Annotated in this window: 13 protein-coding genes and 1 riboswitch; of the genes, 6 read left to right on the forward strand and 7 right to left on the reverse strand. The window is 45.8% G+C overall.

Features of this window, described 5'->3' with window-relative positions:
* Positions 1-72 precede the first annotated feature (72 nt).
* Genes BLR32_RS05370 through BLR32_RS05390 form a run of 5 tightly spaced genes read right to left on the reverse strand, consistent with a single transcriptional unit; the run spans position 73 to position 7,001 of the window.
* Positions 73-3,252 carry an efflux RND transporter permease subunit gene (locus BLR32_RS05370; RefSeq protein ID WP_089829268.1) on the reverse strand — a complete coding sequence of 1,060 codons (3,180 nt, stop codon included), beginning with the start codon at positions 3,250-3,252 and terminating at the stop codon, positions 73-75.
* A gap of 6 nt (positions 3,253-3,258) precedes the next feature.
* Positions 3,259-4,320 carry an efflux RND transporter periplasmic adaptor subunit gene (locus BLR32_RS05375; RefSeq protein ID WP_089829270.1) on the reverse strand — a complete coding sequence of 354 codons (1,062 nt, stop codon included), beginning with the start codon at positions 4,318-4,320 and terminating at the stop codon, positions 3,259-3,261.
* Positions 4,321-4,351: 31 nt separating this feature from the next.
* A complete protein-coding gene (locus BLR32_RS05380) occupies positions 4,352-5,713 on the reverse strand; it encodes a TolC family protein (protein WP_089829272.1) in 1,362 nt (453 codons plus the stop codon).
* Positions 5,714-5,768: 55 nt separating this feature from the next.
* On the reverse strand, positions 5,769-6,380 hold the full coding sequence (locus BLR32_RS05385; protein WP_089829274.1) for a TetR/AcrR family transcriptional regulator: 612 nt from the start codon (positions 6,378-6,380) through the stop codon (positions 5,769-5,771).
* Between the two features lie 9 nt (positions 6,381-6,389).
* On the reverse strand, positions 6,390-7,001 hold the full coding sequence (locus BLR32_RS05390; protein WP_089829276.1) for a TetR/AcrR family transcriptional regulator: 612 nt from the start codon (positions 6,999-7,001) through the stop codon (positions 6,390-6,392).
* A gap of 944 nt (positions 7,002-7,945) precedes the next feature.
* Here BLR32_RS05390 and BLR32_RS05400 point away from each other — a divergent pair.
* Entirely contained in the window at positions 7,946-8,422 is a 477-nt protein-coding gene (locus BLR32_RS05400) for a hypothetical protein (protein WP_089829280.1), read from the forward strand.
* A 105-nt stretch (positions 8,423-8,527) separates the two neighbouring features.
* Here the strand turns inward: BLR32_RS05400 and BLR32_RS05405 are convergent, their stop codons facing one another.
* Positions 8,528-9,787 (reverse strand): pyridoxal phosphate-dependent aminotransferase, encoded by a 1,260-nt coding sequence (locus tag BLR32_RS05405; RefSeq protein ID WP_089829283.1) that lies wholly within the window; start codon positions 9,785-9,787, stop codon positions 8,528-8,530.
* Between the two features lie 351 nt (positions 9,788-10,138).
* Here BLR32_RS05405 and dnaN point away from each other — a divergent pair, with 351 nt between their 5' ends.
* The 3 genes from dnaN to BLR32_RS05420 all read left to right on the forward strand — a co-directional run bounded on the left by dnaN (position 10,139) and on the right by BLR32_RS05420 (position 12,588).
* The gene (dnaN, locus tag BLR32_RS05410) at positions 10,139-11,257 is read left to right on the forward strand and encodes a DNA polymerase III subunit beta (protein ID WP_089829285.1); all 1,119 of its coding nucleotides are present in this window, start codon (positions 10,139-10,141) and stop codon (positions 11,255-11,257) included.
* Between the two features lie 227 nt (positions 11,258-11,484).
* A complete protein-coding gene (locus BLR32_RS05415) occupies positions 11,485-12,288 on the forward strand; it encodes a sterol desaturase family protein (protein WP_089829288.1) in 804 nt (267 codons plus the stop codon).
* Positions 12,289-12,330: 42 nt separating this feature from the next.
* Positions 12,331-12,588 carry a hypothetical protein gene (locus tag BLR32_RS05420; RefSeq protein WP_143011366.1) on the forward strand — a complete coding sequence of 86 codons (258 nt, stop codon included), beginning with the start codon at positions 12,331-12,333 and terminating at the stop codon, positions 12,586-12,588.
* An 85-nt stretch (positions 12,589-12,673) separates the two neighbouring features.
* Here BLR32_RS05420 and BLR32_RS05425 read toward each other — a convergent pair whose 3' ends face one another.
* Entirely contained in the window at positions 12,674-13,174 is a 501-nt protein-coding gene (locus tag BLR32_RS05425; protein ID WP_089829294.1) for a lipocalin-like domain-containing protein, read from the reverse strand.
* Positions 13,175-13,219: 45 nt separating this feature from the next.
* Positions 13,220-13,325: riboswitch (TPP riboswitch) on the forward strand.
* Positions 13,326-13,375: 50 nt separating this feature from the next.
* Here BLR32_RS05425 and thiS point away from each other — a divergent pair.
* A complete protein-coding gene (gene thiS / locus BLR32_RS05430) occupies positions 13,376-13,579 on the forward strand; it encodes a sulfur carrier protein ThiS (RefSeq protein WP_089829296.1) in 204 nt (67 codons plus the stop codon).
* Positions 13,580-13,690: 111 nt separating this feature from the next.
* Positions 13,691-15,520, forward strand: a complete 1,830-nt coding sequence (gene thiC / locus BLR32_RS05435; RefSeq protein WP_089829298.1) for a phosphomethylpyrimidine synthase ThiC — start codon at positions 13,691-13,693, stop codon at positions 15,518-15,520.
* Positions 15,521-15,522: the final 2 nt, after the last annotated feature.

The raw sequence follows: 15,522 nt of genomic DNA on the forward strand, positions 1-15,522 counted from the left end.
GGAGTAAGACTACTCCGGCCTGTTGCCTAAACCTACAACTGTTACACTATTAGTAACTAAACTCTTTATTGATTAATTCAATGATGTTTCTTCAATTTCTGCCGCATAAGGAGCCACCAGTCTTTGGCGGATCAAACGTTTAGCAGAAGGTTTGTTCCATCCGAAACGGTTCATGATACTGTCCACGATCCTGTACACTACCGGTACTACGATCAGGGTCAGGAACATGGAACTGATCAAACCTCCGATGATCACCCAGGCCAGACCATTCTTGATCGAAGCCACACCACCGGTTGCCAGCGCGATAGGTAACATACCAATCACCATGGCAATGGTCGTCATCAGGATCGGACGTAGACGGGCATTGTTCGCATGTATTAACGCCTCATTAGTGCTCTGTCCCTGCTCTTTCATCTGGTTGGCAAAGTCAACCAGGATGATCGCGTTCTTCGCCACCAGACCTATCAACATGATGATACCCAGGATGGTGAAGATATTCAGGGTATTGTTGGTAAGCGCCAGTGCAAGCAAGGCACCAATAATAGCCAGCGGGATAGAGAACAACACCACAAACGGATAGATATAGTTATCGTACAACGCTACCATGATGAGGTACACCATTACGATCGAGATCAGCAGGGCTGCACCCAGTGCGCCGAATGAATCGCCCTGGTTTTCCGCATCACCTGCCCATACATAAGAAATACCGGTTGGCTTACGCAGCTTCTCAAGCGCCGTCGCAAATTCGGTCTGTACAGTACCACTTGGGCGACCTATCACCAGACATTTTACAGATACAGAAGTGTTTTTATCCCTTCTTTCCAGACGGCTTGGACCAGAACCTTCTGTTACAGTAGCAAACTGTGACAAACGGATCAGCTGCCCCTGATTATTGAGGAACTGTATATTGGATACATCCTGCAGGCTCTTACGGTTAAAGTCATCAAAACGCAGGTTGATGGCATACTCATAATCACCCTGACGGAATTTGATCTTAGAGTCATCAGCAGTTCCACTGAAAGCAGTCTGCATGGTACCACCTACATTTTCCAGTGTCAAACCCAGTGCAGACATTTTATCACGGTCCACCTGTACGTTGATCTCAGGGTTACCTTCTTCTACAGACAATTTCGCGTCGCTCGTACCGTCTATCTTTGCCAATACATTTCTTGCTTCTTTTGCATACGCCATTACACTATCCAACTCTGTACCCATCACTACAAGCTCCACAGGCGCATTTTCCGCTGTGCCCAGGATACTTACGTTCATGGTCTTCACTTTCACACCAGGCAGGATATCTCTTATCTCGGCCTTCATTTTCGCAGCATAGATATCAGAACCGTCTGCACGTTTTTCAGGATCTACCAACATTACTGTAATCTCTGATTTGTACGCGGTAGACTGGGAAGTACCCATACCGTCTTCACTGGTCTGACCAACAGTTGTGATCAGACGGGTTACTTCCGGCTTTTTAGACAGGTATTGTTCTGCTTTACGTGTAGCCTGATTGGTCTGTTCCACAGAGGCGTCTTTCGGCATTTCCAATACCAGGATGAACTGGCCACGGTCACCTCTCGGGATGAACTCTCCTCCAATATATCCTTTACCTAACAGCATAAAGGACAGGAACAATAAGCCAATAGCCACCACCAGGGTAATAAGTTTGTGGTTCAGCGCCCATTTCAGGATACCCGTCATCCAGTCGGTGAATTGCTGCAGCTGCCTTTCAAACCAGAGAATGAATTTCTCAAAGAAGTTCTTACCAGTGATATGCTCCAGTTTTCCGAAACGAGAGGAGAGCAGTGGTACGATCATAAAAGACGACAACAAACTGAGCATCGTGGAGACCATCACCACCACGCAGAATTCTCTCAGGATCTTGGAAACCAGTTCGTTCGTTAAAGAGATTGGCAGGAACACCACCACGATTACCAGGGTAATAGAGGTCACTGTAAAACCGATCTCTTTCACACCATCAAACGCAGCACGTACCCTGTTCTTACCCATCTCCATGTGACGGTAGATATTTTCCAGCACCACGATGGCATCATCCACCAGGATCCCCACCACAAGAGACAGACCAAGCAGAGACATCAGGTTCAATGAGAAGCCAAACAGCTTCATACCAATAAATGTCGCTATCAGCGATGCAGGAATGGAGATCATTACGAAGATGGCACTCCTGATACTGTGCAGGAACAACAGCATTACCGCGGCCACTAGTACGATCGCAATGATCAGGTCATGTATCACAGAGTCGGCAGATTCCAGTGTGAAGTCAGAAGAGTCGTTCGCAATGAAGATCTTGAGGTTATTGGCGGCATAGTCTTTTTCTACACGAACAATCGCTTTTTTCATTTCCTCACTCACCGTCACCGCGTTGGCATCCGTCTGTTTCTGCACCTGCAATGCAATAGCGCTTGTACCATCCACACGGGCCATACGTTCCACATCCTTCTGAGCATCCTGCACATCAGCCACATCGCTCAGACGGATCTGTGTACCGTCTGCCGTTGTTGTAAGAACCAGGTTACGCAGTTGGTCCACATTCTTATACTTACCCGCCAGGCGGATCAGGATCTGCTGATCTGCTGTTTTCACTTTACCGGTAGGGAAGTCCAGGTTAGCGTTGGTAACGGTCTGTCTTACCTGGTTGATAGACAGTTTATATGCTTCTAATTTGTTTGGATCGATGTTCACCTGTATCTCACGCTCCTGTCCACCGATCAGGGAGATTTGCGCCACTCCCGGTAAACGGGATAATAAGGGCTGCAGCTTTTTGTCCACCAGGTCATAGAACTCCTTGCTATCCATGTTAGCGGTAGCAGACAAGGTCATGATAGGCAAATCTGAAAGGGAGAATTTCGTGAGCGATGGCGCCTTTGCGTCTGAAGGCAGATCTGACAGGATTGCATTCACCTTACGCTGCGCATCCTGCATGGCAAGATCAACGTTGGCGTCATTATTCAATTCCACGGTAACGGTAGACAAGCTCTCGGAAGATTTTGACATGATCTTCTTGATCTTCTCCATCGATGCTACCGCATCTTCTATCTTTTTAGTAATCGTGCTCTCCACCTCTTTCGGGGAGGCACCGGGATATACTGTTGCGATGGTCACTACCGGCGACTCAAACTTCGGCAACAGCTCATAGTTGAGCGATTGGTAGCTCATCACACCCAGCAATGTAAGGATGGTGAATATCACCACCACTATTGTGGGCCGTTTTATGGATACTTCTGTGATCTTCATAGTTGATTATTTTTGCACCATTACCTTAACGCCATCTACCAGGTTGATTTGTCCGCTGGTAATAACAGTTTCTCCTTCATTCAATCCATCCCTGATTTCTACTTTATCTCCATAAATACGGCCAGCCACTACCTTACGCAGTTTAGCAGTATTGTTCTCCATTACATACACCTGGTTACTGTTCACACCACCTACGAAAGCGGTACGTGCTACCAGGATAGTTGGTATTGCGTCTTTCATTTCGAAATGAGCGGTGCCATACATACCGGCTCTCAGTTGTTTGCCGGTGTTGTTCAGTACTTCCATTTCTACAGGGTAGTTCAGTGTATTATCGCCCTTTGCAGCAATGAAGGTTATACGACCTTCATAGTTCATTTCGGGGAATACATTGGAGGTTACTTTCACCTTATCTCCCTCTTTCAGATTCACCACCTGGAATTCCGGTACAGATACTGCCAGTTTCAGGCGGGATACATCTACTATATCAAACATCTTATTGCCAACAGAGAGATAAGCACCCTGCTCTATATATTTTTTGTTGATCACACCGCTGATAGGAGCCTTGATATAAGTATCACCTACACGGCGACTGGCAGCTTCAACTTTTGTCTTCTGCAGTTCATACTGCAGGGTTACATCATCTACCTGTTTCTTCGTTACACCACCTGTTTTAAAGGCGGCTTCATATCTTTCTTTATCAACTCTCATCTGCTCCAGGTTGGTTTTGGCAGCAGTGAGGTCTGTACCGAGTATTTCACCATCTACATGCGCTATTACCTGTCCTTCGCGTACAACACTCCCTTCATCTACCAGCAGTTTATTGATACGGCCGGCAGTTTCAGCCAGATAGGTCAGTTCACGCACGGGAGTAAAGTTCCCGTTGGACTGGAAGCCCTGTGAAAAATCTGATTTTGCTACCTTTTCTACCAGTACGGGTACATCACCGGCATTACTCTTTTTCACAAATTCCGTTTTGGCTTCATTTTCCTTTTTATTGGCGCCCAGCTTCCACATGATCAATACAACAGCTGCAATGGTCAGTGAACCCCAGATAAGAATCTTTTTCATATAGTTTGGTATGCGGTTTTAGCGGTTTTAATTAGTTCAGCAGGCTTTTCAGATTACCATTCGATTTGATAATATCCAGTTCTGCCAGCTTATATTGTAGTAAGGCTTCGTTGTAGTTGTTCTGTGCGGAAGTGAGGGATGTTTCAGCATCCAGCAGATCCGTCAGGTTGGCGAGGCCCAGGTTATAGTTGTTCTGGGTAGAGTTGTATACTTCATTGGCCAGATCCACATTCTCCTTCTGCTCCTTAATAGTGGCCAGGTTATTCTGTACCTGCAGTTTGGCGTTCTCATACTGCGTATTCAGGGAGAGGGTAGTAGCCTCCATATCTTTTCTTATCTGCTTTAAGGTCACATTGGCCTGGCTTACACGTGAGCGGCGCGCCCATCCATCGAAAATGGGGATCTTCAGTGTAAGGCTTACAGCCGCCATGTCATACCAGCTGGCAGTAGATCCGTTTGATTTAGATTTAAGCATGTCAAACTTGTTGCTGATGCCGTTGTAGGAGTAGTTGCCGGACAACGCCAGGGAAGGATAATATTCCGCCTTGTAGGCTTTCTTCTGGAACTCCTGCAGTTCTTCCTGTTTCTGTAGCAGGCGGTATTCGATCCTGTTATCGACATTCATACCACCAAAATCTGCTACAGTTGCTTTGCTTTCTATTTCTTTGAATGACGCGGAAGGCAGGCTCAGGGTAGTGCTCATAGGCATGCCCATTTGCTGTTTCAGCTGATTGGCCTGCACCAGGAACTGGTTCTGCGCCTGTGTACGTTGTGTTTTATAGTTGGTGAGGTTCACACGCATACGGTCAAGGTCTATCTTACGCGCCAATCCATTCTGTACCTGGGAAGAAGTAGTCTCTACCAGTTTAGTGAGCTTCTCGATATTGGCATCCAGCACGACCATCTTCTCGCGGGATACCAGTGTATTGTAATAAAGCTGTGTTACGTTATAAATTACTGTCTCTTCGCTCTGTGCTGACTGCATCTTATAGTATTCTTCGCCAGCCTTGGCAGCTCTCAGACCGGTAAATACGGACTGGTTGTATACTTCCTGTGTGATGGTACCTGAAGCGGTCACATTATGTGTGGTACCTGCTTGCAGCAGGGTAGTAGTGCCGGGTGCACCACCTGTGATTTCGCCGGGAACGGCAAGCACCTGTTTCTTGATATTATTGGTGTACTGTCCCTGCGCATTTACCTGTGGTAAAGCCCTGGCTCTTACTTCACTGGTTTTAAAACGGCCCATATCTTCTTCCAGCCGGGTACGTGCCAGTTGCTGATTATTCGCGAGTGCATACTTCAGGCACTCCTGCAACGACAGTTCCGATTGCGCATAGGAGGTATATCCCCCTATTCCCATTAAGAGAATAAGCGTTAACATTATCCTTTTCATCCGTATGTTTTACTTTGATTTTTTTAGTTGGCGGATATAGTTTTAAGCGGTAGTATTAGTCTTCTTTAATCTGTAGGTATTCAGCGGCCAGCTTACGTCCTTTCATTGTTGTCACTCCTAGTATAAAATGTGAGGCGATTTCTTTCATCACCTCCTGCATATTGAACTGCGTGGCTGGAAACGGTGATGGCTCAAAAGCCATATCCAGCTGTAGTAGCCGCGTACGTGCCATAATGTTCAGTTTAAGGTCTTTGCGGTAGAGGCCTTCCCGCATGCCCCGTTTAAGGTTGGCTGTGATAGCCAGCAACAGCCTTTCCTGTTTGAACACTTCCACGTGTTTCCAGATATCGGGGAGGTACTTCTGCATTTCAAACAACATCACGGGATTGATTGTATTTCCCACCTGTTCTATGTATTCCTCCTCTTTCAGCAGCTCTTCAATAGCGTTAGCAGATTGCTGACGAAAATCTTCCAGGTGCTGTTCATGCCTGTTCAGCAAAAAGCGCACCCCATCCTGTACCAGTTCTTCCTTGTCCTTAAAATGTTCGTACACCGTTTTCTTTGACACGCCACATTCCCTTGATATGTCGAACATTGTAACACTCTTAATTCCGTACGTCCTGAACATCCTTGATGCTGTTTCCAATATCCGAGCTCTGACTGGCATTACTCCTGTTTATCGTTTCTTGATTCCTCTGACGAAAATTTCCGTCAACAATTTCTGCTGTGCTACTATCTTATCAAATGCTTCTTTATCTAAATCGGGAATCGTTTCGGGAAGGCAGCTCATTCCGGCAAACCGCAATCCTTCCATAGCATCCCTATATAATTGTGCGATTTCTACAGGATCTTCAACATCAAATTCTCCTGAGGCCACACCTTTCTCTATGATCTTGGTGAGCATCTTCGTTTCCCGCTCATGAACAGACCGGATGATCTGTTGTATCTCTTCTGATTTATCATTGAGGATCTTAAACAGCTCCAGGCGACTATAACGCTCAACGAACTGCTTTTTTATAGCGATAATATTGGTAAATATTTCTTCTGAGGAGATCTCCTTATCTGCTTCCAATTCCTGTTCCTCGAAGAATGTTTCCCCAATCTTCATTAACACGGCATTGTGCAATGCCTTTTTATCGGAAAAGTAATAGTACAACGAAGCCTTTGAGCAACGCAGATCGTCTGCAATCTCATTCATAGTGGTTTTAGATGCCCCGTAGTGCATAAACCTCTTAAGAGCTGCCTCCAGGATCTTCTCCCTCATTTCATCTTTGTTCTCAGCAAGCATTTACTTTTTGACTTTTTTAGTTTCCGAGTCAAAATTAGGAAGATTTTGGAGAAAAGTGAAACGAGTTGACCATTTAACAATAGATTAACTTTTCGACTATAAAAGTCAGATAGTTGAAAAGTCAAAATATCAGCTTTCTTATTACTTGATAATAAGCTGATTATACATGTATCATTTCTTTAGAAAACATGAAAAGTCGGTTTTGTGTTCGGTTTGAATAGGTATTGATGCCGCTTTAGATTTGGCAATCCCTCGCCTGACGCCGGCCCTCTTTGGCATTTTCAGCCATCAAATAAGTAAGATCAGACAGTTCAACACCAGCATAGGAGTACGATAGGGCTGTATTCCTATGCTGGTGTTATATCAGTTCGTTCGTTATCATAACCCATTAATAAACCATTCTCAGGCCATATATAACCCATATATAACCCATATCCTTTTAGATATGGATTATATATGGGTCATATATGGCTTATATATGGCTTATATATGGGTTATATATGGGTTATCTCACCGAATGCACTATGGTCAAAGCTTTACAAAGACTGTTTGAATACTTGACTATGTACTGATTTATGAAAGAATGGTTTTTGCAATAGCTAAATATGTTATATCTGCATTTGCATGGCATTTACAATGCCCGATGGCTAGTTCTACCGGGCAGACTCGGAAGGAACATTCGGGAACCCTTAGAGACATTCCCCGGGAAAAAGTGAACATTCAGGCTATTCCGGGGTTATTTAAAAGGTCGCGGGAGGACTAATGGCGCTTAGCGCAATTTCATGCAGGAGTAAACGATCGGGGGGCATTACAGGATCGATTACTTACCGGCTGGTCTCAACATTCATGATTTTAGCCGACAAATTTTAGCCCTATATCTCAGAAAAAACGACCCTGGCACTTTAGGGCATTGCTTTTGCCTTACATAGGTAAAATCAAACGCTATGAAAAAGTTAATGCTTCTTCTGTTAGCTGTAACAGGTTTTACAGCAACGACCATGGCCCAGCAGATCAATGTAAGTATCAATATAGGCAAGCAACCGGTATGGGGACCAGTGGGGTATGATTACGTGGATTACTATTATCTCCCCGATATCGAAACATACTACTATGTACCAGACAGGGTATACATCTACCGGAATGGTAATGAGTGGCGCAGATCAGCCACCCTGCCAGCCAGGTATGGAGGCTTCGACGTATACCATGCACATAAAGTCGTGATCAATGGCGTGAACAGGCCTTATTTATACCATGACAAGTATCGTAAGGAGTATTATGGTTACAGGAACAAACATGACCAGATAGCCATCCGTGACAGCAGGGAAGAGAAATACTATGTGAACAGGAACCATCCGCAGCACGGACAGTGGAAAGATAACCGGGGCCATGGAAAACAGGGCAGGGGTCACGACAAACATTAACATCCCCTTCTTTCCACAACACCACACCTATTCAATGAAGAAGGCCGCTCCGTTCAAGACGGGGCGGCCTTTCTTCTTTTCTTATAGCTTGCCAGTATAATCTGTTTATTGCAGTTTCTCCAGTGCTGATTTCAGCTGGGCGATCATTGCAGGGATCTCCTCTTTCTTACAGGTACCTACGCTGAGGCGGTACCATGGAGAGTTTTTGGAGGAACCGAAAGCATAAAACGGCACCAGACCCAGTTTTGCTTCGTTCAGGATGTAAGAGGTAACAGCCGCCTGGTCCTGCAGTACAGTGCCATCAGCAGTCTTCTTACCTGCCAGATCGATCTTCAGGGTCAGATAGATGGCTGCCTGTGGTGCGATAGCTTCTACAGGATGGCCAGCTTTTTTCAGGCTGTCAAATCCTTCATAGATCTTCTGCAGGCGCTCTTCTACTTCTGCTTTGAACTTCTTCAGGTAAACATTCACTTCATCCTTACGACGCAGGTAGCGGGCAGCAGCATGTTGTTCTGCCATCGGGCTCCAGGCGCCTACGTGAGAGAGGATGGATTTCATTTTACCAATTACGTGAGCAGGTCCTAAAGCCCAGCCTACCCTTACACCGGTAGCAGCGAAAGCTTTACTCATACCATCGATGAAAACGGTATAGTCGCGCAGTTCCGGACGGAGGGATACTGGCGTGTAGTGGTGTGTTTCGCCGAAGGTCAGTACCCAGTACATCTGGTCGAACAGCACGTACAGTGGTTTCTGGTCAGCGCTACGGCTCTTGTTTTCAGCAATCACCAGGTCGCAGATCTCTTCCAGCTGTTGCTTACCAAAAGCAGTACCTGTAGGGTTCTGCGGAGAACACAGCGCCAGGAGGGTAGCACCCTTCAGCAGTGGTTTCAGTTCGGCAGCAGTTGGCATGAAGTCGTTTTCTGGTTTTGTTTCCAGTACTACGTGTTCTGCTTCCAGGAAGTGGGTATAGTGGTTATTGTTCCAGGATGGGGTAGCGTAAACTACCTTTTCACCTCTGTCAAGAATAGTTCTGAAAGTTGCATAGATAATTGGACGACCGCCACAGGAGATCACAATTTCCTTGGCGGGATCGTAGTTCAGGTTTTCATGTTCAGCGATAAATTCGCTCACAGATTTCCTTAATTCGGGAATACCGTCAGCGGGAGGGTAGTTGGTAAACCCTTCCTTGTAAGCCGTTATGATCTCTTCCTCAAACTCAGCCGGAATTGGAAATACCTTAGGGTCAAAATCCCCAATGGTAAAATTGTAGATCTTCTCACCCTTGGCCTGCTTCTCCTTTATCTCACCGGCCAGCTTAATAATTTCAGACCCGATCAACGTTTCGGCTAAATGAGACAGTTTCATAACCCAAAGATTTTTTTAGTTTTAAAAATATTTTTTTGCGCCCGCAAAGCTAAAGGATATGAACATCATTTAAAAGAAACAGTGGATTTTTTCACCACATCATAATAAAACACCAATCTGTTAAATTTATTTCAATAAAAGAAGACATAATCATCGCTTTATCTAACATTGTATTTTCCGGTAATATCTGTAAATAGCACGATACTTGACAATTCTTTCTATCTTTGTCCGCTTTCTTAAAAAGCCTTATTTTTAGTGCGGTTAACAAACCCGGAATACGGCCAATAACGCCCGAATCCTTTGCCGCGGCGGGTTTTGATAAAAAGCAAAAAGTAAATAACAATATATCACATGAAGTTTATCGTTTCTTCCTCTACTTTGTTAAAACAATTGCAGCAGATCAGCGGGGTGATTAACTCTAATACGGTGTTGCCTATATTGGAAGATTTCCTTTTCCTGATCGACAAGAACGAGCTGACGGTAGTGGCCACAGACCTTGAGACTGTCATGAAGGTAAAGCTGGAGGTTGAAGCCAAAGAAAATGGCCGTATCTGTATTCCCGCGAAGATCCTGATGGATTCACTCAAGAATCTGCCTGATCAGCCGCTGACTTTTCATATAGATCTTAATTCTTATGCTGTAGAGATTACTTCCGACAACGGTAAGTATAAGGTAATGGGAGAAAATCCTGAGAATTTCCCCAAGGAACCTACAGCAGATGATACCACCTCTTTCACGCTGACATCTACTGCACTGGTAACAGCCATCAACAAAACACTGTTTGCCGTAAGTAACGATGACCTGCGTCCGGCTATGACGGGTGTGTTCTTCGAACTGACGCCTGCCAGCCTCACATTCGTAGCTACCGATGCTCACCGTCTTGTGAAGTATGTAAGAACAGGCGTGGAATGTCCGAAAGCAGAAACCTTTATCGTGCCTAAGAAGCCGCTGAACCTGCTGAAATCTGCTTTACCGGACAATGACAGCGAGATAAAGATCGCCTATAGCCAGAACCATTTCTTCGTGACACATGATGGCGCCCAGATGATCTGCCGTCTGATTGATGCAAGATTCCCTGACTATAAAGTGGTGATTCCAAAAGACAATCCTTACCGCCTTACCCTGGCAAAAAGCGATTTCCAGAACGCCCTGAAACGTGTGAGCGTGTTCGCCAACAAGAGCACCAACCAGGTAGCCCTGAACATCACCGGCAGTGAGCTCCAGCTTTCTGCACAGGACGTAGACTTCTCTTTTGAAGGTAATGAGCGCATGGGCTGCCAGTACACTGGCGATGATATGCAAATTGCTTTCAATGCGAAGTTCCTCATTGAAATGCTGAACGCCGCAGAAGGAGATGAGATCACCATCGAACTGTCTACTCCAACAAAAGCAGGTATCCTGAAGCCTTCTGAAAAAGAAGAAAACGAAGACCTCCTGATGCTGGTAATGCCACTCATGTTGAACAACTAATCAGTTTTACAACAACTAATAACTTATGTTTATTTGTAAAGCAATCTCTCACAAGGAGATTGCTTTTTTCTTTGCCCATGGCCACTTTCAAAAGAATTATTATTTAAAAAGTTTGTAACTTAATCCTGTAAAACAGGACAGTAAGCGATTGATTTACCCCAGTTTGATGACCACTATTTCACGATGATCAGGGCATGGTATTCATGCCGTAAAATTTGGATTCCCGTATGGAAGAATTTTTCAATAATATTCCTTCCTGGTATCGTACCGCTTTTCTTGTAGGCGGACTGTTATTACTATGGATGATAGAAGGGGCTATCCCCCGTCTTTCACTTAAAGTGAACCGTTACCGGCATGCAGGCACCAACCTGTTCTTTACGCTTACTACAGCTATTGTTAACCTTGGTTTCGCATTCCTGATTGTCATGGCATCAGAATGGACCGCAAAAACTCATTTTGGCCTTTTGTACCTCCTGTCAGTGCCGGTGTGGCTCCATTGCCTGCTGGCCATTATGATGATGGATCTGATCGGCGCCTACCTGGTGCATCTCATCCAGCATAAAATTGCCTGGATGTGGCACTTCCACAAGATCCACCATATAGATACGGCGGTAGATACTACCACTGCGCTGCGGCACCACCCGGTGGAATCCGTATTCCGCGTGGTTGCCCTTCTGCTGGCCATCGTTTCTATGGGGGTACCGATATGGATGGTAATGTTGTACCAGACCATTTCGGCCTTTATGTCGCAGTTTAATCATGCTAATATCCGGTTGCCCAAATGGCTGGATAACGCCCTTAGCTGGGTCATTGTATCGCCTGACATGCATAAGGTGCACCATAGTCATTATCAACCGGAAACTGACTCTAATTACGCAAATATCTTTTCATTCTGGGACCGTCTGTTCGGCACATTTGTGGTGGTAAATGATGTAACGCGGCTACGCTACGGACTGGATGAATACCAGGAAACCCAGTATCAGCAGATAGGGACATTGCTGAAAGTACCCTGGGAAGAACGAAAGCAATAAACAGGTTATGAACTTTTTATTTTCATTTTAATTCATACTTATATGCAACAGCACACCACGTCCACCCCCACCAAAATTGCCTGCTTCGTTTCGATGTTTGCAGGAATATTTGCTGCAGTATATGCCTTCGTATCAAGGAATCCGAGTACCGCATTGGTATTGGGGATTGCAGCCATTGTAGTGGGCGGACTTACCGTAGTTAAAGCTCACAAGAATATTGATGACACACAGGTTGCTACAGCAGGTATCTTCATGGCGGTTGTAGCCTGCGCAGTAGCCTTGTGGCTAATGTATCATTAGTTAGTTCATGACAACTATAGTCTGCAATGCAGGCAGCAGGCAATATATCGCAATTGTCTGTTGCCTGTAGACTATGGGGCCGGAACTATCTCTTTTTACTTTTGACCTTTTTGTATTCTTCGAGGTATCCCTCTGCAGCTTTGATGGGAAATAAAACTAATGAAGTATCTGTTAGTGACTTGATAAGCGTAGTATCTATGACAGCGGCAGAATCTTTCTGCTGCGAGCCCTCTGCATGGCTCCATAACAACAGCGTATCATGCGACACACTCCACTTGTCATATATCATCGAATAAGTATTGATTGAGGTGATAGCGCCTTTTTTCTTCAGCAGAAATCCCTGTGTGGCCTTGTCTACTCCCGGCACAGGCTGCAGCCATTTACCCAGCAGCTGGTCCTCAGTATAGGATATCGTATCCGCCTTCACCAGCGTTACGGAATCAGTGATCGTTTCAGGGGTGACTGTATCCACCACATCAATCAGGCTGCTGTCTTCCGGCGTATGAGTTTTCGAGGACGGAGACGGCTGTTGACAAGCTGCGGTAATAACAGTACAGATCACTGACAGGACCAGACATTTTTTCATAGTTCCAAAGATAGCAATAGTAGTTTAACAAATTTAACTACCTTTAAGGCACTTTAGGGGTGTTTCCCGGTAGCAATGCCGGGAAGCTGAGATGAAACCCTCAGTACCTGACGCAGCTCATACTGCCGTAGGGAAAAGTAGCTGAACTCTTCTTCATCTTTCCATCCTTAAAGTTTATTGTTCACTTAATTCCTTGCAAACATGGAAGTGCTTGTAAACAATAAACTTTATGCGGTGCAGCCGGGAACCACTGTTGCTGCCCTCTTACAGTTTATTCAACTTTCTTCAGAAAAAGGCGTTGCTATCGCCATTAACAGCCAGGTTATTCCGAAAACCTCCTGGCCCGAACAAATCCTGCAAACAGCAGATAAGGTCACCATCATCCGCGCTACACAGGGCGGATAAGGGCTCATTTACCGGTATACAATAACAAATGATACGCGCATAGCCGTGAGGCCGTGGTGTGTCCCTGTGTGCCGTATCCTCATTTCTTACATCCTAATTCAATCATCAGTTATGCATTCAATTTCCCGTACGCCCTTCCCGGCATCCAGAAAGATCTATGTAGATGGCGTTGCCATGAGAGAGATCACGCTCACTCCTACACGCCTACATGGCAGCAAAGGAGCTGAAGTACCTAATTCCCCGGTAGTAGTTTATGATACCAGCGGCCCGTACACTGATCCCAATGCGGATATCGATGTACGTAAAGGCTTGCCCAGATTACGTGAGAGCTGGATCAAAGACCGTAATGATGTTGAACAGCTGCCAGGTATTACTTCTGCCTATGGCCGGGAAAGAATGGCAGACAGCCGTCTTGATAGCCTGCGTTTTTCCTACCAGCATTCACCAATGAGAGCAAAGGCAGGACATAACGTGTCTCAGATGCACTATGCAAAGAAAGGCATCATCACCCGCGAGATGGAATATATTGCCACCCGCGAGAATCAATGCGTAGACAAATTATTCCAGGAAAATAACGCCCTCTGGCAACAGCATAAAGGCCAGTCGTTCGGGGCCAATATACCGCTGAAATTCATCACACCTGAATTCGTAAGACAGGAGGTAGCTGCCGGTCGTGCCATCATACCTAACAATATTAATCACCCGGAAAGTGAGCCTATGATCATTGGCCGCAACTTCCTGGTGAAGATCAACGCCAATATCGGTAACTCTGCCGTTACCTCCAGCATTGAGGAAGAAGTGGAAAAAGCAGTGTGGGCTTGTCGCTGGGGAGCCGATACCATTATGGACCTCAGCACCGGTAAAAATATTCATGAAACCAGGGAATGGATCATCCGTAATTCCCCCGTTCCCATCGGTACTGTTCCTATCTACCAGGCACTGGAAAAAGTGAACGGCAAGGCGGAGGAACTGACCTGGGACATCTTCCGGGATACGCTGATAGAACAGGCAGAGCAGGGTGTAGACTATTTCACCATTCATGCCGGCGTACTGCTACGTTATGTACCGCTCACCGCTAAACGTACTACGGGTATTGTATCCCGCGGAGGCTCGATCATGGCAAAATGGTGCCTGGCGCATCATAAGGAGAACTTCCTGTATACCCATTTTGAAGAGATCTGTGAGATCATGAAAGCATACGACGTTGCTTTCTCACTGGGGGATGGTCTTCGTCCCGGCAGCATTGCAGACGCTAATGATGCTGCACAATTTGCGGAACTGGAAACACTGGGAGAACTGACTCATCACGCATGGGCTCATGATGTGCAGACGATGATAGAAGGCCCTGGACACGTGCCTATGCACCTGATCAAGGCCAATATGGATAAACAACTGGAACATTGTAAAGAAGCGCCTTTCTATACACTCGGACCATTGACCACAGATATTGCTCCCGGTTATGATCATATCACCTCTGCTATCGGCGCTGCTATGATCGGTTGGTTCGGTACGGCCATGTTGTGTTATGTAACACCCAAAGAGCACCTCGGATTGCCTGACAAGGAAGACGTAAGGCAAGGGGTGATCACTTATAAGATAGCCGCTCACGCTGCAGATCTGGCAAAAGGCCATCCGGGTGCGCAGCATCGTGATAATGCACTGAGTAAGGCCCGTTTCGAGTTCCGTTGGGAAGATCAGTTCAACCTGTCACTCGATCCGGAAACAGCCCGTTCCTATCATGATGAGACCTTGCCGGCAGAAGGCGCCAAAGTAGCACACTTCTGTTCTATGTGCGGGCCTCATTTTTGCTCCATGAAGATCACACAGGAAGTGCGGGACTATGCTGCTACCCAGCAGATAGATGAAACACTGGCGCTGGAGACCGGAATGGCGGAACAGGCACATGCCTTTAAAGAACAAGGAGGAGAAGTTTACTTCTGATA

It is taken from the genome of Chitinophaga filiformis, assembly GCF_900102545.1.
Classification (GTDB): Bacteria; Bacteroidota; Bacteroidia; order Chitinophagales; family Chitinophagaceae; genus Chitinophaga; species Chitinophaga filiformis.